Genomic DNA, 18,819 nt, shown 5'->3' with positions numbered 1-18,819 from the left:
GAGGGACCGATGACTCTTACAAATCTATTTTTTGGGCTGGCCCTAGGGATTAGTCTATTCTTTGCTGTATGCTTTTGTGCATTATTTATTGCCTATTTGGTCATCTACCATCGGGTAAACAAAAACTTTAAGGCGGTGGACCATGATTAGTCAAATTTTAATGATTTTCACCTTGATTTCTATCTGGTTATCTCTAGCCTGGGGCTTGGTGATCCTGATTTCAGCAGTTCAATTCTGGTTGAAACACAGTGATTTCTGTGTGGATACGAGCCCGCTTCTCTATTATCCAAAAGTAACCATTGTGGTACCTGCTCATAACGAAGATGTGGTCATTGCTCAAACTGCTAAGGCCATTTTGGATATGAATTACCCTCATGATCGTGTGGAATTGCTTCTCTTTGCCGATAACTGCTCAGATCGTACCTATGAGGAGTGTCTGGCTGTCAAAGCTCTTCCTGAATACGCTGGACGGGATGTGACCATTATTGATCGTACTGGTACAGGTGGAAAAGCTGGGGTCTTGAATGATGCCTTGAAGATAGCGACAGGAGATTATATCTGCGTCTATGATGCGGATGCCATGCCTGAGAAAAATGCTCTTTATTTCTTGGTTAAGGAAGTTCTTAAAGATCCAGAACGCCATGTGGCTTCATTTGGACGCAACAAGACGAGAAATGCTAACCAGAACTTTTTGACGCGTTGTATCAACCAAGAAATCGTCGTGACCCAGCGGGTTCATCACGTCGGGATGTGGAATCTTTTCAAAATTGGACGGATTCCAGGAACCAACTTTATTATTCAAACAGAATTTGTCAAAAGTATTGGTGGTTGGAAGAATGGTGCCTTGACGGAAGATACGGATATTTCCTTCAAAATCATGCAAAGCGGAAAGTTGATCGCTTTAGCCTACAACTCGGAAGCCTTCCAACAAGAGCCAGAGACCTTAAAAACCTACTATATGCAACGGAAACGTTGGGCAAAGGGAAACTATGAGGTTGTACTTTCTAACTTTAAACACTTATTCGGAAAAGCAAACTGGCGGGTAAAATTAGAGGTCTTCAACTATTCATGTATTTTCTTCTGGTTTAATGCAGCGATTGTCTTATCAGACTTGATTTTCTTTGCCAATGTCGCTGCCATGTTTATCCATCTTTTTGCTCCTGGAGTACAGATTCCGTTTGCTTTTGACTCGGAAAATATCTACATTGCCCAATTGATGCTCTTTAACTGGGTGCTGATGATTGGTTTGTATTTGTTGCAAATCAATATTGCCATGGCTTCTCAATTTGGTCAGGCGACAGTGAAACAGATTTGGTTGGCCCTAGCAGCCTACTTTAGCTATTCCCAACTCTTTATCATTGTTTCGATTGATTCGATTTCATCGATCATCATGGATAAATTGCTTCACCGCGAGGGAACCAAGTGGGTGAAAACGAAACGGTTTGCTGGTTAGGAGGACTTATGAGAACAAAAAAAATGAAATATTTATGGTTTGTGGTCATCCTGGCAGTCTTTTGTTTGACTCTCTTTTTGGCTCGGTCAAGAAGTAAGGTGGAGATGCGGAATCGCCTCTATCGGCAATGGACGGAACACTACCTCGTGACGGATGGAAAACAGTCCTATGTTCGTACAACAAACAGCGACCAAGAAACGGTTGTCTTATCAGAAGCACAAGGTTATGGCATGCTGATCACAGTAGAGGCTGCTAAGAAAGACTTAGCCAATCAAGAGGATTTTGACCGTCTGTATCGTTATTATCAAAACAATCGCTTTGATGACACCCAATTGATGGCCTGGAAACAAATCATCAAAAAAGGGAAGCTGTCATCTGAGCATCAAAATGCGACGGACGGCGATCTATATATTGCCTATGCCTTGATGGAGGCCGCAAAACAGTGGCCTGAGAAAGGTGATGTCTATCAAAAGCAAGCCAAGGCTATCTTGGAAGACATCCTCAAGTACAACTACAATGAGAAAACGGGTGTCTTGACAGTTGGGAATTGGGCTGATCAGAATTCCGAATTCTATCACTTGATGAGAACCTCTGATACCCTTCCATCCTTTTTCCAATCCTTCTATGAGTTGACTGGTAATGAACGATGGTTGAGTATCAAAGAGAAGATGTTGGCACAGCTTGATGCTATTAGTTCGGAAAGTAAGACAGGGCTTCTGCCAGACTTTATGTGGGTAGATGAACAAGGGGCGCGTGTGGCGGACCCGGATACTATCGAATCCAAGTACGATGGCGCCTATTCTTACAACGCTTGTCGCCTGCCATACAACTTGGCTCAAAGCCAAGATAAGACCAGTCAAAAATTGGTCAAGAAGATGCTGGACTTCTTCATGAAGCAACGAAATATCTATGCAGGCTATGATCTTAAAGGCAATGCCCTCCATCAATATCAGGCGGCTAGCTTCATTGCTCCGGTATCTTATGCGGCTGAAAATGGAGATGGCTATCTTAAGTTAGTGCAACAGAACAAGTTTATCTTTATGCAAGATCTATCAACAGATAATTATTACGATGCAACCATGACAACCATGATTGCCCTTCAATTGTTCTAATCGATTATTGTTTGAAAAGGAGGCTGGGACAAAAGTCCTAGCCTCTCAATTTTCTTTGGATTGTCGAGCAAGACGCAGTGGTTGAGTGGGCTCTACTACGCTGCTTTCATCAACTTTTACAGCCCTACTCAACTGTGCGGAGGTGGGACGACGAAATCGAATTCTAACGAATTACCGATTTCTGTCCCACTCTCTTTTTCTTATCAAAAAATAGCCTGTCTCTCCTCCATAAGGGGAGATTTTGAAAGAAAATCGTGAAAACGTTCGGGAAATTTACCACTTTTTCCTTTCATGAGCAGAATTCTTTTGTTATCAAAGGATTTTATATATAATATTGGATACAAAGGACGGAGAGAAACATGTATCAAGTGATTGAAATGTATGGGGATTTCGAACCCTGGTGGTTTTTAGAAGATTGGGAGAAGGACATTGTCGCTAGTCAAAGATTTGATGACTATTATGAAGCCCTCAAATTTTACAAACGCCAATGGTTACTTTTAAGAGAGCAATCTCCATTATTTAAAAGTAGAAGTGATTTAATGACAATTTTTTGGGATCCTGAGGATCGCCGCTGGTGTGAAGAATGTGCGGAATATGTGCAGCAGTACCATTCGGTTGCCCTATTAGAGAATGACCAGCAGATTCCGAGAAGCAAGCGCCGTCCAGGCTACGAAAAGGAGAATGCTCACACGGCTCATCGCTCTTGTAAGCTAGACAACGAGACAAATCAGTTATAGTAAGAGAAATTCAATATGTAGTTGAGTTTCTTTTTTTTACTTTTTTTCCAAATCCGGTGCTAGTTGGCTATTTATTTGCGAATTATATAGTGAAAGGAGGAAATATGGTTCAAGAAATTGCACAATCCATTATTCGAATGGCCTCGAGTGCCGAAGCTCAGGATATTTATTTTGTTCCTCGAGCGTCAGACTATCAGCTCTTTCTAAGGGTTGGGGATGAGCGACGGTTTATTGAGACTTATTCGCAAGAACAAATGGTAGCGATCATCAGCCATTTTAAATTTATGGCAGGGATGAACGTGGGGGAGAGGCGGAGGAGTCAGTTAGGCTCCTGTGACTATTCTCTAGGAGATAAGGTCCTGTCCTTACGCTTGTCCACAGTGGGGGACTATAGGGGATATGAAAGTTTGGTCATTCGCCTGCTCCACAATGAGGACCGGGAGCTCCGTTTCTGGTTTGACCAACTGCAAGAGCTAGAAGAGAAGGTGAGTAAGCGGGGGCTCTACTTATTTGCGGGTCCAGTCGGATCGGGGAAGACGACACTGATGCATGCCCTAGCCAAGAAAAAATTTTCGGGGCAACAAGTCATGTCGATTGAAGATCCGGTAGAAATTAAGCAAGAAGAAATGTTGCAATTGCAACTCAATGAAGCGATTGGCATGACCTATGATAGCTTGATTAAACTTTCTCTGCGCCATCGTCCGGATCTTCTCCTCATCGGAGAAATACGCGACACGGAGACAGCTCGTGCAGTTATTCGGGCTAGTCTGACAGGTGTGACAGTCTTTTCCACCATCCATGCCAAGAGCATCCCTGGGGTGTACGAACGCCTATTGGAGTTGGGGGTGAGTGAGGAGGAGTTACGGATTGTCCTTCAAGGGATCTGTTACCAGCGTTTGATAAAGGGAGGAGGTGTCACTGACTTTGTCATCCAAGATTACCAAAACCATTCCAGTCAAAAGTGGAACCAGCAAATTGATGCACTTTATGAAGCGGGACATATTGAGTTGGATCAGGCGCAGGCCGAAAAAATTATCGATTGCCAAGCAAGAGCATGTCATTGAGCTCTTTCACAATCTCTACAGTAGTGGCTTTCATCTATCAGAGGTCATCGACTTCCTACGTCGGAGCCATTTGGTAGAGGCAGATTTTGTTGAAAGAATGCAAGTTGGACTTGCCAACGGCAAGCCCCTGTCAGCCATTCTTTCTGATCTAGGCTTTTCCGATCAAGTAACGACTCAATTAGCACTGGCAGAGCAGCATGGAAATGTCACCTTAAGTTTAGAAAAAATCCGTAGCTACCTGGAAAATCTGACCCAGGTTCGAAAGAAACTAGTTGAGGTGGCCACCTATCCAGTACTATTGTTGGGATTTTTGATGTTCATTATGCTGGGTCTGAAAAACTATCTCTTGCCTCAGTTGGAGAGTCAAAATGGTGCGACACGATTGATCAGTGTCTTTCCACAGTATGTTTTGTTAGGAAGTGTGTTACTAGCAATTGGAGTTTTGATTCTCCTCTTCCTAGGTCGTCGAGCCAAGCGTCTGGCCCTTGTTTCGTTTTTGGCTACCCTTCCTTTTCTTCGCCCCTTCTTACAGGATTATCTGACGGCTTTTTATGCTCGAGAATGGGGGAGTATGATTGCCCAAGGGTTGGAGCTGAATCAAATCTTTCCTATGATGCAGGGGCAACGTTCCCGTCTGTTTCGTGAGATTGGACAGGATTTGGAAGTAGCATTGGCTCGGGGGACTTCTTTTTCTGAACATATTCAGACCTATCCTTTCTTTAAGCGAGAGTTGGCCCTCATGATTGAATATGGAGAGGCCAAGTCCAAGCTCGGTAGTGAGCTGGAGATCTACGCAGACAAGACCTGGGCAGGCTTTTTCCATCGTTTGAACAAGGCTATGAATGTCGTCCAACCACTGGTCTTTGTCTTTGTCGCCCTTATGATTGTTTTGCTCTATGCAGCCATGTTGCTGCCTATTTATGAAAATTTGGAGGTTCCTTTATGAAATCATTGCGTACACTCAAAGTAAAAGCTTTTACGCTGATTGAAATGCTAGTTGTTTTGCTCATTATCAGCGTTCTTCTCTTGCTCTTTGTTCCGAACTTGACCAAGCAGAAAGATTCGGTAACGGATACAGGAAACCGAGCAGTTGTCAAAGTTGTGGAGAGTCAGGCTGAGCTCTATGAACTCAATCATCAGAATGAAAAAGCCAGTCTTTCTAAGCTTGTCGCAGAAGGACAAATCACTCAAAAACAAGCAGAAGCCTACCGTGCTCACTATGTGAAGAATGCAGGTGATCACCGTGCGGTTGGAGATTAAGGCTTTTACCCTTCTAGAGAGCTTACTAACTCTAGGTATCGTCAGCCTTCTATGCTGGCTGCTAGCTGGATCAGTTCATCAAGGCTTTGGGCAGGTGGAAGAAACATTGTTTTTCTCAGAATTTGAACGGGTCTATCAAGAGACACAAAAGATGAGCATTGCAAGAGAGGAGAGAACCCTTCTTTCCATCGACCAAGGTGGGGTTCATAGCCCGCATCAAGAATTGCCACTTCCAAAAGGGGTGGAACTGATTAAAGAGAAGCAACTGACATTTGATCCAGCAGGAGGCAATTCAAGCTTGACCAAGATTCAATTTCAGACAGAGAAAGAGGTGGTGACCTATCAGTTGGCAATTGGGAATGGAAAAATTAAGAAATCGACAACTCCCCGCTAGTCTCTTGTTAGAAGGACTAATCGCCCTAGCGATGTTTGGCGTCCTCACGACCCTTGTGCTGGGAGAACTGGGGCAGTCACGGCAACAACGCTTAGAAGAGTTGAGACAAGCAGAAGTTTTGCGAGTCGCAAAAATGGCCATCCAGACAAGGCAGAATCAATTAACCATCAATCAGGTCAGTGTTCAAGTGGAGAAATCGGCTAAGTCCTTAAAGGTCTACCAGGAAGGAAAGGTTGTGATTGCTGTTGAAAAGAAATAAACTTCCAGCCTTTACTTTACTGGAGGCCTTGGTTGCCCTCCTTGTCATTAGCGGTGGTTTATTGGTGTTTCAAGGATTGACAAGCCTCTTGCGTCAAGAACTCCAGTACCAAAGTCAAATCAAGCAAGAAGAGTGGTTGCTTTTTCAGGATCAACTGGACATTGAATTATCTCGCAGCCAATTTGAAGGGGTCAGAGACAATAAACTCTATCTTGTTCAGGATCAGAAACCTATAGCCATTGGATTGGCTAAAGGGGGAGATCTCCGAAAGACAGATGCGACTGGCCGTGGCTATCAACCGATGATAGACGGAGTCGAATCCGCCTTGATTGAAAAAAGAGGAGATTTGGTGTCTATTCAACTTCGCTTTGCAGAAGGATTAGAAAGGGAGGTGGTCTACCGTGTGGTGGATAAGGATAAAAAAGAAGCAGATTAAGGCAGGAATTCTCCTTTATGCCCTTTTTATGTCAGCAGTTTTCAGTCTCTTGCTTCAGTTTTATCTGAATAGACAAGTAGCAGAGAGACGAATCCTCCTTGCTAGTCAGAAACGTATCCAAGCCTATGCGCAAGCCCAATTGGCTGTTGATACTTGGGATCGGAAAGAGAATACAATGATTTTCTCAACTGGGCGAGTCGACCTAGAAGAAAGATCTGGTTTTGCCAACGTCAGCAGTCACTTACAGGATGGCACGATCTACCATTTCACCTTTGCCCTTTCCCCTAGTGAGAAGAAAAAAACCGATAAGAAGGAAAAGGAGAAGCGAGCTCCTGATTTGGTCACAAACCTCCCAACTACAACGGAGGAATCGAGTGTGGAAGTCTTCGAAAAGCATAGCGAAAACTCTTAAAATTTGATATGATTAAGAGATGGAGGAAAGTATGAATTTCGAAAAAATTGAGAAAGCCTATGGCTATCTATTAGAAAATACCCAAACCATCCAAAATGATTTGCAGACCAACTTTTATGATGCTCTAGTGGAGCAGAATGCAATCTATCTGGATGGGCAGACTGAGTTGACTCTAGTGAAGGAAAACAACCAGCGGCTGAAGGACTTGAATTTGAACAAAGAAGAGTGGCGTCGCTCCTTCCAATATCTTTTGATGAAGGCGGCCCAAACAGAGCCCCTACAAGCCAATCACCAATTTACCCCAGATGGGATTGGATTTCTTCTGGTCTTTCTAGTGGATCAGTTGGCTAGTTCTGATAAAGTAGATGTGCTAGAAATTGGAAGCGGAACAGGAAACTTAGCCCAAACCTTAATGAACAACTGCCAGCGCTCGCTAGATTATTTGGGCTTGGAAATCGATGATCTGTTGATTGATCTTGCGGCCAGTATGGCAGAAGTGATGAAGGCGGATGTGAAGTTCGCCCAAGGTGATGCGGTTCGTCCACAGGTTTTGAAAGAGAGTGATGTGATTATCAGTGATTTACCTGTCGGTTATTATCCAGATGATGCCATTGCAAGTCGTTATCAGGTCGCTTCCCCTCAGGGCCACACCTATGCCCATCATTTATTAATCGAACAATCGTTAAAATACTTAAAGCCGGGTGGTATCGCTATTTTTCTAGCTCCGAATGATCTGTTGACGAGCGAGCAGAGCCCTCTCTTGAAAAAATGGATGCAGGATCATGCTCAGGTCTTGGCCATGGTTACCTTGCCAGAGAACCTCTTTCGATCAGCTAATCTAGCAAAAACCATCTTTGTTTTGCGCAAGCAAGAAGAAGCAGTGGTCCAACCATTTGTCTATCCCTTAACCGATTTGCAAAATCAGGAAGACGTCATGAAATTCCGTGAAAGTTTTCAAAACTGGAATAAAGAAAGTGAAATTTAAACAAAATTTTGCTATAATAGGGGTGAAAACGCTTAAAGAGGTAAAAAAATGACGAAAACAATTGCAATTAATGCAGGTAGTTCAAGTTTGAAATGGCAATTATACCAAATGCCAGAAGAAACAGTTTTGGCAAAAGGTCTCATCGAGAGAATTGGACTCAAAGATTCCATTTCCACAGTAAAATTTGATGGTCGAGCAGAAAAACAAGTTTTAGACATTGAGAACCACACACAAGCGGTTAAAATCCTTCTAGATGATTTGATTCGTTTTAATATTATTGCTTCCTATGATGAAATCACTGGAGTAGGACACCGTGTCGTTGCAGGTGGTGAGTACTTCAAAGAGTCTGCTCTTGTAGATGAAGAAGTGCTTCAAAAGGTAGAAGAACTTTCTTTATTAGCGCCTTTGCATAACCCTGCAAACGCTGCTGGAATTCGCGCCTTTAAAGAGTTGTTGCCAGACATCACTAGCGTGGTGGTATTTGACACTTCTTTCCATACAACAATGCCTGAAAAAGCCTATCGTTATCCTCTTCCAACTAAATATTACACTGAAAACAAGGTTCGTAAGTATGGAGCTCACGGGACTAGCCATGAGTATGTAGCCCACGAAGCGGCTAAGCTTCTTGGAAAACCAATCGAAGAGTTGAAATTAATCACCTGTCACATTGGGAATGGGGCTTCTATTACAGCGGTAGACAAAGGAATTTCAGTAGATACTTCTATGGGCTTCACACCACTTGGTGGAATCATGATGGGAACACGTACAGGGGATATTGACCCTGCCATTATTCCGTACTTAATGGAGAACACAGAAGATTTCAAAAATCCAGAAGATATCAGTCGTATCTTGAACCGTGAATCTGGTCTTCTAGGAGTGTCTGAACTTTCTAGTGATATGCGTGATATTCACGAAGCCATGCGCAATGGGAATGATAAGGCGCTTTTGGCAAACGATATTTTTGTTGATCGTATTAAGAAATACATCGGGCAATACTTTGCTGTCTTGAATGGAGCAGACGCCATCATCTTTACAGCTGGTATCGGAGAAAACTCTAAAACGATCCGTGGACAAGTCATTAACGGGATGACTTGGTTCGGCTGTGATGTGGATCCAGAAAAGAATGTCTTTGGTGCAGAAGGGGATATTTCAACACCAGATGCCAAAGTGAGAGTCTTGGTAATCCCAACAGATGAAGAATTAGTCATTGCACGTGATGTAGAACGTTTTAAAAACAAGGGATAAGACTTTTATTCTAAAGAAAGAAGAGAGAAGAGGCTGATTCGAAGCGCCTCTTTTTTCTGTTTTGCGATTTCTACTTGGGCTTGCTCCAGTTGGCCATCTATGCTATACTAGAAAAATAGTTTGATAATCGAGGTAAAATAATGGAAAATTGGATGGAGAAAAAATGGGTTTCGAATGGTTTATGGTTACTAATCGGAATACCGCTATTGTTTGCAACTCAACTACCGATGGTCGCTTTGATTTTGGGGATTGAAAATGCTTGGTCAAATTGGACAATTAATAGCCTGGTCCTTGGGGTTACCATGATTCTCGTCTATTTGCTTTGGTGGTTTATGAAATGGAGTCCACTCGATCCACTAGATTTTTCACGGATTACAGGCAGAGATATTGGACGAAATTTCCTTTTCTTTTTGCTTCTACTTGCAAATAATATTGTGGGGGCTACAGTGCTTCGGAATATAGGAGAGACCACTACAGCCAATCAGGAAACAATTCAGGGGATTTCTTCAGTGGCCCCTCAGCTGGCAATGGGGTTGCTCATTGTCGTAGTGGCACCTTTAGGAGAAGAAATTATCTGTCGGGCTGTGATTCCCCGCTTAATCTTTAAGGGATACGAAAAAATTGGCTATTTGGTTGGGGCTGTTGTTTTTGCCTATTTACACACACCAAGTAATCTTGGTTCCTGGGTCATCTATGGTGGCATGTCCCTCATCTTGACTTGGGTCGCCTACCGCTACAAACGAGTAGAATATTCTATTTTATTGCACTTTACCTTGAATGCTTTTGCCTTTCTGATAACTGTTCTGGTTTCTTTTCTTCCTGCTTAAAATATGGTAGAATGATAGGACCAATGGGTTTTATTCAGAAGCTTTGGTCAGCTACCAAAGAAGCATCTAGGCGCAGATAGAGACAAACTCAGAGGTTGGAATCATTCTAACCTCTTTTCTATGCTTGGTTGGCTTTTCTTAGAAAGATGAAGGAAGATATGTCAAAGAGTGAATGGAGACAACTAGGCAAGGATCGGACCCTTCTATGTGGCATCCTCAATGTCACCCCCGACTCCTTTTCAGATGGGGGGCGTTACCAAACGGTAGAAAGAGCTCTGGAACAGGCTCGCAAGCTAATTGCAGAAGGGGCAAGGATGCTGGATATTGGTGGAGAGTCCACACGTCCAGGGAGTCACTTCGTAGAGATCCAAGAAGAGATCCAGCGGGTCGTACCAGTGATTGAAGCGATTCGAGCAGAGAGTGATATCTTGATATCGGTTGATACTTGGAAGTCAGAGGTTGCTCGTGTAGCTCTAGAAGCTGGAGCAGACTTGGTCAATGATATTACAGGCCTGCTTGGGGATCCGCAAATGGCGAGGGTGATTGCAGAAGCTCGTGCTGGAGCCGTTGTTATGTTTAATCCAGTCATGGCTCGTCCTCATCATCCAAGTTCTGTGATTTTTCCGTCCTTTGGTTTTGAGCCGGCCTTTTCATCGGAGGAGCTAGCGCAGTTTGAAGGTCTTCCTATCCAAGACTGTATGTGGGCCTTCTTTGACAAGAGTCTTGAGAGGGCAGAGGAAGCAGGATTGAGTCAGGATCAACTCTTCTTAGATCCTGGGATCGGTTTTGGCTTGACCAAGCGGGAAAACCTCCAACTCTTGCAGAACCTAAAAACCATTCATGCCAAGGGCTATCCGATCTTTTTAGGAGTCTCTCGTAAGCGCTTTGTGGTCAATATTCTAGAAGAAGAGGGATTTGAGACCGACCCTGAAACAAAAGAAGGATTTTACAATCGGGATTTGGCCTCAAGCCATTTAACGAGTATGGCTGCCAGCCAAGGGGTAGAAATCGTTCGCGTGCATGATATACCTCTTCATAAGATGGCAGTAGCTATTGGTAGTGCGATCTACCAAGCTGATCAAGCGCCGGACCTTCATTTAAAACAATATCGCTAAAGAAAAGAGAAGAGATATGACAGTAGATCTCAGTTGGTTAGCTAGGTATCGTTCTTCCGAGCCCCATTTCGGCTTGGAACGAATGGAAGCCCTGCTAGCCTTGAGGGGGAATCCTCACCTCGCCTGTCCTGTAATCCATCTAGCTGGGACCAATGGGAAAGGATCAACCCTAGCTCATTTGCGGTCTTTACTAGAAGCTAAAGAGTTGCGGGTTGGTGTTTTCACTTCCCCCTATCTAGTTTCCTTTAATGAGCAAATCAGTATCGATGGGATTCCCATTTCGGACCGAGATGTGGAGACTTATCTGTCCCTCTATCAGGAGTTACTTGCAAAAAACAGTTCTGATCAGACCTTACGTGGCTTGACCGAGTTCGAGTTGATGACGGTCATGGCCTTTGATTATTTTGCGGCAGAGAAGCCAGATGTGGTCGTGATGGAAGTGGGGATGGGCGGTCGTCTCGATAGTACCAATGTTTGCCAGCCTATTTTGACAGCCATCACGACGATTGGCCTGGACCATGTGGCACTCTTAGGACCGGATTTAGCCTCGATTGCACGGGAGAAGGCAGGGATCATCAAGGAAAAGATTCCGGTCTTGCTAGGCCGGATGGAACTGGAAGCCCAAGAAGTCATTGTGCAGCAGGCCCGCCGCCTATCTGCACCAGTAGAGTTGCTAGGACAGGACTTTTTAGTTGGCTACCAAGAATCTTTGGCTGATGGAGAAGTTTTTCATTATCGGAGCCAGTATCGGGAAGAACTGCAACTGAAGACAGGGTTATTGGGACTTCATCAAGTAGACAATGCTGGTCTGGCCTTAGCTCTCTGCGATACCTTCTGTCAAGAAAAAGGACTCTCCCTCTTGAGCCAAGAAGAAATCCTCCAAGCTTGGAAGGGAGTCCAGTGGCCAGGTCGCCTAGAGATCATTTCTAGTCAGCCTCTCATCATTCTAGATGGCGCCCATAATCCGCATGCAGTAGCTCCTCTTGTAACCACCATGAAAGAACGTTATGGACAACTGGACAAGCAAGTCTTGTTTACCTGTATCCAGACCAAGGCGATCGAGGAGATGCTGGAACTGTGGAGTGGACTGGAAAAGAGTTCGTTGACCTTGACGACCTTTGAAGACCCACGGGCCTATTCCGCAAAAGAAATGCAGAAAATAGCTCATCAAAAAGGCCTGCCTTATCAAGAGTGGAAGCTATTTTTAACGAATTATATAGAAAAAGAATCGCAACAATCTGATCTCCTCTTAGTGACGGGATCCTTGTACTTTTTGGCTCAAGTAAGAGCCTTTCTAATTGAAGAAATCAGTAGGAGATGACATGGATACAAAGAAAATTCAAGAAGCCGTGAAGATGATTATCGACGCAGTCGGTGAAGACGGAAACCGTGAGGGCTTGCAAGAAACTCCAGAACGCATTGCCAAGATGTACCAAGAGATTTTTGCAGGGCTTAACCAAACTGCAGAAGTCCACCTATCAAAATCTTTTGAGATTGTGGACAACAATATGGTGGTGGAAAAGGATATCTTCTTCCACTCTATGTGTGAACACCATTTCTTGCCCTTCTATGGCAAGGTCCACATTGCCTATATCCCCAATGGGCGCGTAGCAGGCCTTTCTAAGCTAGCTCGGACAGTGGAAGTGTATGCCAAAAAACCTCAAATCCAGGAGCGCTTGACGATGGAAATCGCGGATGCCTTGATGGAGTATCTAGGAGCACAGGGAGCCCTTGTTTGGGTGGAGGCAGAGCACATGTGTATGAACATGCGTGGAGTGCGGAAACCAGGAACGGCCACTGTGACGACAGCGGCGCGTGGCTTGTTAGAGACAGATAAAGACCTGAAAAACGAAGCCTATAAACTGATGGGACACTAACCCCTAGATGAACTGAGGTGACTATCGTGGATCAATTACGGATCAAAGATTTGGAAATTTATGCCTATCATGGTGTTTTTTCCGCTGAAAAGGAATTGGGGCAGCGTTTTGTCCTGGATGTTTGTGTCGATTACGAGATGACAAAGTCTGCTCGGACGGGTGATTTGACGGCTTCGATCCATTATGGAATCTTAGCTGAGCAACTGACAGACTGGGTTCAAGCTGAGAAGATCGATTTGATTGAGACAGTGGCTTTTCAGCTAGTGGAGAAGATTTTTGCGACCTATGACTTTGTCAGAAAGGTTCGACTTGAGTTGAAAAAACCTTGGGCTCCAGTCCCTCTACCTTTGGATACCTGTTCGGTCACGATTGAACGAGAAAAAAGACGGACCTTTATTGGTCTGGGAACCAATATGGGCGATAAGGGACACCAGTTGGCAACAGCTGTATCCAAATTAGAAGAAAAGGGGCTCACGATTCTCCAAACCTCTTCTCAGATTGAGACAGCACCTTGGGGAGGGGTTGAGCAGGATAGCTTCCTCAACCAAGTCGTAGAGGTCGAAACTTGGTTTACGCCCCAAGACTTGATTGAGACCTTGCTAGGAATCGAACTAGAAATGGGTCGGGTCCGTGAGATCAAATGGGGACCTCGTGTCATCGATTTAGATCTCCTTTATATGGAGGATTTGATCCTCTATAGTCCAGATTTGATTCTCCCTCATCCGTATGTGGCAGAACGGGCATTTGTCCTAGAATCCTTAAATGAAATTGCTCCTTACTTTGTGGATCCTGTCCAAAGAAGACAGATCCGACAACTGTGGGAGGCTGTGAAAGAAACAAAAGATACATAAACTGTTTCTTGATATAAAACAACCTAAGTGATGTTGAAAAGAAGCAAATGCTCCATATTATTAGGTTTATTCAAACATGTACAGGAACTTTCCGCGGTGAAAAAAGTGCTAGAAACAATATTGTTTCTAGCACTCGGGAGTTTTGGAACCTTAGATCCAAAACTAAGTCATGGAACTTCTTCGAAGTTCGCTGACGTCCGTACTCACCTAAGGAAAGTTTCTAAGATTACTTTGTATTCAATCAGAGGTAGCTGATCCAAGGGTCAGCTACCTTTTTTCACCTTGACAAGTTGATTGAGCAGGACTATACTGAGCTTAACTAGACTAGGAGTGGAGGGACTGATGAAATCTTATCTTGTAAAATGGTTGATCGCGATTGTCTTAGCTGTTCTTTTTCTTTGGTTGAGTTTGGAAACGGACTTACTTCCAAAAGAAGTGTATCCAATCCTCCTTGTCCTGATGCTGGTTGTGGGGCTCTATCTTTTTAAGGAAAAGTAATTCCCCATCCAGCTAACATACGAAAAATCCCTTGGATGCCAACTGTTTCGGGCACTCAAGGGATTTTTGGTATATGGAGCTAGGACCAAAGGTCTAGCCTTGGTTTTCTTTATTTGCGGTACAAGCGATCGTATTGGTAAACTGGATCCATGGTTACATGGATACCCAGTTTGCGAAGAACGTTCTTATCTTCGTCTGTCAACATCACTGTTGAATGAGCTTCGCTCCCTTTCAATCGACCTAATTCTTGCATGGCAAGATTAGCCTCTGGATGGTTCATGGCTGTAATGGCTAGGGCGATGAGGATTTCATTTGAATGGAGGCGAGGGTTGCGGCTGCCCAAGTGGTTGATCTTCAAGCCTTGGATTGGTTTCACATATTCTGGCTCAATCAACTTGGTTTCTTTATCAATATTGGCCAATTTCTTGATGGCGTTGATGAGAACAGCTGCCGTTGGACCAAATAAGTCAGAGGTCTTACCTGTCACGATTTCTCCGTTTGGTAATTCGAGGGCCAAGGCAGGATCACCAGTTTCTTCTTCTTTTTGGCGGGCAAGGATGGTGACTTGGCGATCTTTTGGTGAAATACCTAAGTCGTTCATTAAGAGTTCAATTTTCTTAATAGCCCCACTGCCAACACGCTCCGCTTTCACATCCAGAATGGTTTGGTAGTAACGGCGGATAATTTCTTGCTTAGAGGCTTCAATCGCTGCGTCGTTGTCCACAATGGCAAAGCCGACCATGTTCACTCCCATATCCGTTGGGGAAGCGTAAGGAGATTCTCCGAGGATGCGTTCCAACATCCGCTTCAAGACAGGGAAGATTTCGATATCTCGGTTGTAGTTGACCGTTGTTTCGCCATAGGTTTGGAGGTGGAATGGGTCAATCATATTGACATCGTCTAGGTCTGCTGTCGCTGCTTCATAGGCCAAATTCACTGGGTGGTGCAAAGGCAAGTTCCAAACTGGGAAAGTCTCAAACTTAGCATAACCAGATTTGATGCCATTCAGTTGGTCATGGTACATATTGGACATACAAGTAGCCAATTTACCAGAACCAGGACCAGGAGCTGTCACGACAACGAGATTGCGGCTAGTCTGAATATAGTCGTTTTTCCCCATTCCCTCAGGAGAAATGATGTGATCCATATCCGTTGGGTAGCCCTTGATTGGGTAGTGGAGGTAAGAGGCGATGCCATTCTTTTCCAACTGTTTACGAAAAACATCTGCGGCTGGTTGACCAGCATACTGAGTGATGACGACAGAACCAACATAGATGCCCAATTCGTTGAATTTATCGATCAAGCGAAAGACCTCTTGGTCATAAGAGATACCTAGGTCACCACGCGCCTTTGAATGCTCAATGTTATTGGCATTAATAGCGATAACAATCTCCACTTGGTCACGAAGTTCTTGGAGAAGCTTAATTTTGTTATCTGGTTCATAACCAGGAAGGACACGTGCAGCATGGAAATCTTCCAACATTTTTCCCCCAAACTCTAGGTAGAGCTTGCCATCAAATTGGTTGATGCGCTCGAGGATGTGATCACGTTGCAAATTCAAATACTTTTCGGAACTAAAAGCTTGTTTCTTCATTTAAACCTCCAATAAAGAAGCGAGGGTGATCTTTAGCGGTACTCCGCCTTTCATATAAGGAAAGGGGAGTGCAAAAGAACACCCGTTGCAATATTTATTCAGTATTATATCAAAAAAACCCCAAGATGGGGATTTTAAACAATTATTTTGAGAAAAATATTAATAATTCTTAATTAAATCAACCGTTGAACGATCCAATTTTTGAACCAAGGCTTGAAGGAAGGCTTGGGCTTGAAGGAAGTCATCCATAGCGTAGAGGGTTTGGTGAGAGTGGATGTAGCGCGCGCAGACTCCGATGGTTGTAGATGGCACTCCACCACTTCGTAAGTGGGCCACTCCAGCATCCGTTCCGCCTTTTCCACAGTAGTATTGGTACTTGATACCCGCTTCTTCAGCAGTGGTTAGGAGGAAGTCCTTCATATTTGGCAACATGAGGTGACCTGGGTCAAAGAAACGAAGGAGGGTACCCTCGCCGATAGCTCCTTGCCCTCCGTAGACATCTGCAGCTGGAGAACAGTCAACAGCCAGGAAGATTTCTGGATCAAACTTGGTCACAGAAGTCCCTGCACCACGCAGTCCGACTTCTTCTTGGACAGTCGCTCCGACATATAGTTCGTTTGCTAGGGCTTGTCCAGAGAGGGCTTGTGCCAATTCGCTGACCATCAAGACCCCATAACGGTTGTCCCAAGCTTTGGAAATGATGTTTTTCTGATTGGCTGTTAAGATTGCAGTGCTTTCAGGGACCAAGGTGTCGCCCGGACGGATCCCAAAGCTCTCGGCTTCTTCTTTATTGGCAAAGCCACCATCAAATACAATATCCCCAATAGCTGGAAGAGCAGGACCATTTGCGCCACGCGTCAAATGTGGGGGAACAGATCCAGAAATGACAGGATAGGAATGGCCATCGCGTGTCAAAAGGGTGAAACGTTGGCTGCTGACCACCATAGGGTTCCAACCACCGATTTCAACCACGCGGAAGGTGCCGTCTGCCTTGATCTCACTGACCATAAAGCCAACTTCATCCATATGGCCTGCGACCATGATGCGAGGAGCGTGAGCCGCTTCTGAGTGACGTACCCCAAAGATGCTTCCCAAGCCGTCTGTGACCACTTCATCCACATGTGGAGTGATCTGTTTGCGTAGATAATCGCGAACAGGCGCTTCGTGGCCAGAGATGGCAGGAAGTTCTGTTACTTCTTTGATTTTAGAAAATAAATCAGTCATAAGTTACCTTCTTTCTGATTGTTATTTTATCACTTTTTTAGTCGAGATGGTAGTGGCAGTTGAAGGGGATGAGAGCAGATCGTAATTGTTGGTAGCAGTATTCTCCTTTCGTTGTCCCAGCTTGTATTTTGTGTTACAATATGAGGTATGAAAGCTAAAAAAATCATTTTATCCAGCCTTGCAGCAGCTAGTGCAAGTGCTCTTGCCCTTGGGGCCTATAAAATTGCCAAAGATCAAAAACGTCTGCGGACGCAAGAAGAGTTAGTCGCAGAAGTCCGTGAGCAGATGGAGAATATGGGAAAGATTGCGACCCTTTATGTGGAACTCTATGAATCAAGCGAAGAACGTCTGGTAGGAGGGCTCGTATTTGAGGATGAGCGCCACTATCGCTTTGTCTATGAAGAAGGCCTTCTTCAGTATGAAGAGGAAAAACTATGATCATACCACAGTCTTTAGAGGAATTAGCCAGCTACGTCGAGCAAGAAGGAAAGAAGGTTTTCTTCTTTTCAGCGGATTGGTGTGGCGATTGCCGGTATATCCAGCCCTTTTTGCCAGAGATTGAAGCGGAAAACCCTGAATTTACCTTCGTTTTGGTTGACCGAGACCAGTATCTAGACCTGGCTAAGCTTTGGGATATCTATGGCATTCCGAGTCTAGTGGTCCTAGACAAGGATCGGGAACTGGGTCGTTTCGTCAATCGCGACCGTAAAACCAAGGCTCAGATTTCAGAATTTTTAGCAGGATTGAAGTAGGAGAAAGAGAAAAAATGATTGTAACCTATAATAAAGAACAAGTCGGCGATGTCTTAATGCTTACCTTGAAAAACAGTGGGGATGCCAAATTAGCAGCAGAGCGCAAAGGCAAAGTAGCCCGTGTCTACTGTGAAGACAAGCAAGAAACAGTGGCCTGGAATATTTTTGAGGCTTCGACTTTCTTTGCACTTGATGGCAAGGGGCAAATTTTCTTGAGTGATGAGCAAGTTGCACGTCTCAATCAAGAATTGCAAGCGGAAGGATTTGCAGAAGTCTTGGTCAATGACAAGGAGCCTAAGTTTGTCGTGGGGCAAATCGTTGAAATGGTTGCTCATCCAGATAGTGACCACCTCAACATCTGCCAGGTGGCTGTCGGACCAGACAAGACGGTTCAGATCGTAGCAGGTGCGCCAAATGCGCGTGAAGGTCTCAAGACAATCGTGGCTCTACCAGGTGCGATGATGCCAGATGGAAGCTTGATTTTCCCAGGGGCCCTTCGTGGAGAAAAGAGCTTTGGGATGATGTGTAGCCCACGCGAATTGCACTTACCAAATGCTCCACAAAAACGCGGGATTATTGAATTGCAAGATACAGAAGAGGTGGGAACTCCATTTGACCCCACCCGTCACTGGCAAGGATAAGAGAGTGGGACAAAAGTCCTAACTTCTCAATTGTCTTTGGATTGTCGAGCAAAACGCAGTGGTTGAGTGGGCTCTACTACGCT

24 protein-coding genes are annotated in these 18,819 nt (G+C 44.4%); 22 read left to right on the top strand and 2 right to left on the bottom strand.

Annotation, left to right across the window (positions count from 1 at the left end; genetic code table 11):
* Positions 1-9: 9 nt before the first annotated feature.
* The 19 genes from D7D50_RS10130 (at position 10) to D7D50_RS10125 (ending at position 14,525) form a co-directional block, all read left to right on the top strand.
* On the top strand, positions 10-150 hold the full coding sequence (locus D7D50_RS10130) for a hypothetical protein (protein ID WP_006595142.1): 141 nt from the start codon (positions 10-12) through the stop codon (positions 148-150).
* Positions 143-1,453, top strand: coding sequence for a glycosyltransferase family 2 protein (locus D7D50_RS02065; protein ID WP_120701359.1), 1,311 nt, complete (start codon positions 143-145; stop codon positions 1,451-1,453). Before D7D50_RS10130 ends, D7D50_RS02065 begins: the two co-directional genes overlap by 8 nt.
* 8 nt (positions 1,454-1,461) lie before the next feature.
* On the top strand, positions 1,462-2,565 hold the full coding sequence (locus D7D50_RS02060; RefSeq protein WP_120701358.1) for a family 8 glycosyl hydrolase: 1,104 nt from the start codon (positions 1,462-1,464) through the stop codon (positions 2,563-2,565).
* Positions 2,566-2,924: 359 nt separating this feature from the next.
* Positions 2,925-3,302 carry a DUF1033 family protein gene (locus tag D7D50_RS02050; protein ID WP_120701357.1) on the top strand — a complete coding sequence of 126 codons (378 nt, stop codon included), beginning with the start codon at positions 2,925-2,927 and terminating at the stop codon, positions 3,300-3,302.
* A 104-nt stretch (positions 3,303-3,406) separates the two neighbouring features.
* Complete coding sequence (gene comGA, locus D7D50_RS02045; RefSeq protein WP_120701356.1) at positions 3,407-4,366, top strand: competence type IV pilus ATPase ComGA; 960 nt, start codon at positions 3,407-3,409, stop codon at positions 4,364-4,366.
* Positions 4,290-5,312 (top strand): competence type IV pilus assembly protein ComGB, encoded by a 1,023-nt coding sequence (gene comGB / locus D7D50_RS02040; protein WP_120701355.1) that lies wholly within the window; start codon positions 4,290-4,292, stop codon positions 5,310-5,312. The genes comGA and comGB overlap by 77 nt, the downstream gene beginning before the upstream one ends.
* Entirely contained in the window at positions 5,309-5,626 is a 318-nt protein-coding gene (gene comGC / locus D7D50_RS02035; RefSeq protein WP_023027561.1) for a competence type IV pilus major pilin ComGC, read from the top strand. Before comGB ends, comGC begins: the two co-directional genes overlap by 4 nt.
* The gene (comGD, locus tag D7D50_RS02030; RefSeq protein WP_120702309.1) at positions 5,616-6,020 is read left to right on the top strand and encodes a competence type IV pilus minor pilin ComGD; all 405 of its coding nucleotides are present in this window, start codon (positions 5,616-5,618) and stop codon (positions 6,018-6,020) included. The genes comGC and comGD overlap by 11 nt, the downstream gene beginning before the upstream one ends.
* Complete coding sequence (gene comGE, locus D7D50_RS02025; protein WP_120701354.1) at positions 5,986-6,279, top strand: competence type IV pilus minor pilin ComGE; 294 nt, start codon at positions 5,986-5,988, stop codon at positions 6,277-6,279. Before comGD ends, comGE begins: the two co-directional genes overlap by 35 nt.
* On the top strand, positions 6,263-6,715 hold the full coding sequence (gene comGF, locus D7D50_RS02020; RefSeq protein WP_162614527.1) for a competence type IV pilus minor pilin ComGF: 453 nt from the start codon (positions 6,263-6,265) through the stop codon (positions 6,713-6,715). The genes comGE and comGF overlap by 17 nt, the downstream gene beginning before the upstream one ends.
* Positions 6,716-6,743: 28 nt before the next feature.
* Positions 6,744-7,127 carry a competence type IV pilus minor pilin ComGG gene (gene comGG, locus D7D50_RS02015; protein ID WP_418856565.1) on the top strand — a complete coding sequence of 128 codons (384 nt, stop codon included), beginning with the start codon at positions 6,744-6,746 and terminating at the stop codon, positions 7,125-7,127.
* Positions 7,128-7,158: 31 nt separating this feature from the next.
* On the top strand, positions 7,159-8,112 hold the full coding sequence (locus tag D7D50_RS02010) for a class I SAM-dependent methyltransferase (RefSeq protein ID WP_120701351.1): 954 nt from the start codon (positions 7,159-7,161) through the stop codon (positions 8,110-8,112).
* A gap of 48 nt (positions 8,113-8,160) precedes the next feature.
* Positions 8,161-9,357, top strand: coding sequence for an acetate kinase (locus D7D50_RS02005; protein ID WP_120701350.1), 1,197 nt, complete (start codon positions 8,161-8,163; stop codon positions 9,355-9,357).
* A gap of 152 nt (positions 9,358-9,509) precedes the next feature.
* Positions 9,510-10,184 (top strand): CPBP family intramembrane glutamic endopeptidase, encoded by a 675-nt coding sequence (locus D7D50_RS02000; protein WP_227877753.1) that lies wholly within the window; start codon positions 9,510-9,512, stop codon positions 10,182-10,184.
* A 158-nt stretch (positions 10,185-10,342) separates the two neighbouring features.
* Complete coding sequence (gene folP / locus D7D50_RS01995; RefSeq protein ID WP_165851222.1) at positions 10,343-11,299, top strand: dihydropteroate synthase; 957 nt, start codon at positions 10,343-10,345, stop codon at positions 11,297-11,299.
* A gap of 16 nt (positions 11,300-11,315) precedes the next feature.
* Positions 11,316-12,620 (top strand): bifunctional folylpolyglutamate synthase/dihydrofolate synthase, encoded by a 1,305-nt coding sequence (locus D7D50_RS01990; RefSeq protein ID WP_120701348.1) that lies wholly within the window; start codon positions 11,316-11,318, stop codon positions 12,618-12,620.
* 1 nt (position 12,621) lies between these two features.
* The gene (folE, locus tag D7D50_RS01985) at positions 12,622-13,176 is read left to right on the top strand and encodes a GTP cyclohydrolase I FolE (protein WP_120701347.1); all 555 of its coding nucleotides are present in this window, start codon (positions 12,622-12,624) and stop codon (positions 13,174-13,176) included.
* A gap of 26 nt (positions 13,177-13,202) precedes the next feature.
* Positions 13,203-14,027: a 2-amino-4-hydroxy-6-hydroxymethyldihydropteridine diphosphokinase gene (gene folK, locus D7D50_RS01980; protein ID WP_120701346.1), complete on the top strand. Its 825-nt coding sequence runs from the start codon at positions 13,203-13,205 to the stop codon at positions 14,025-14,027.
* A gap of 342 nt (positions 14,028-14,369) precedes the next feature.
* Positions 14,370-14,525 carry a hypothetical protein gene (locus D7D50_RS10125; RefSeq protein ID WP_167444697.1) on the top strand — a complete coding sequence of 52 codons (156 nt, stop codon included), beginning with the start codon at positions 14,370-14,372 and terminating at the stop codon, positions 14,523-14,525.
* A gap of 109 nt (positions 14,526-14,634) precedes the next feature.
* On the opposite strand, the gene D7D50_RS01975 is transcribed toward D7D50_RS10125, so the two are convergent.
* Positions 14,635-16,119: a DUF1846 domain-containing protein gene (locus tag D7D50_RS01975; RefSeq protein WP_023022085.1), complete on the bottom strand. Its 1,485-nt coding sequence runs from the start codon at positions 16,117-16,119 to the stop codon at positions 14,635-14,637.
* Between the two features lie 159 nt (positions 16,120-16,278).
* Positions 16,279-17,343, bottom strand: a complete 1,065-nt coding sequence (gene pepA / locus D7D50_RS01970; protein WP_120701345.1) for a glutamyl aminopeptidase — start codon at positions 17,341-17,343, stop codon at positions 16,279-16,281.
* A gap of 147 nt (positions 17,344-17,490) precedes the next feature.
* Here pepA and D7D50_RS01965 point away from each other — a divergent pair, with 147 nt between their 5' ends.
* Genes D7D50_RS01965 through ytpR form a run of 3 tightly spaced genes read left to right on the top strand, consistent with a single transcriptional unit; the run spans position 17,491 to position 18,736 of the window.
* Positions 17,491-17,781 (top strand): DUF4651 domain-containing protein, encoded by a 291-nt coding sequence (locus D7D50_RS01965; RefSeq protein ID WP_023022087.1) that lies wholly within the window; start codon positions 17,491-17,493, stop codon positions 17,779-17,781.
* Complete coding sequence (locus tag D7D50_RS01960) at positions 17,778-18,095, top strand: thioredoxin family protein (protein ID WP_023022088.1); 318 nt, start codon at positions 17,778-17,780, stop codon at positions 18,093-18,095. Before D7D50_RS01965 ends, D7D50_RS01960 begins: the two co-directional genes overlap by 4 nt.
* A gap of 14 nt (positions 18,096-18,109) precedes the next feature.
* A complete protein-coding gene (gene ytpR, locus D7D50_RS01955; RefSeq protein ID WP_120701344.1) occupies positions 18,110-18,736 on the top strand; it encodes a YtpR family tRNA-binding protein in 627 nt (208 codons plus the stop codon).
* Positions 18,737-18,819: the final 83 nt, after the last annotated feature.

It is taken from the genome of Streptococcus koreensis (assembly GCF_003627135.1).
GTDB classification, from domain to species: domain Bacteria; phylum Bacillota; class Bacilli; order Lactobacillales; family Streptococcaceae; genus Streptococcus; species Streptococcus ilei.
The sequence above is the reverse complement of the archived record's forward strand: the minus strand, read 5'-3'. Positions and strand labels throughout refer to the sequence as shown.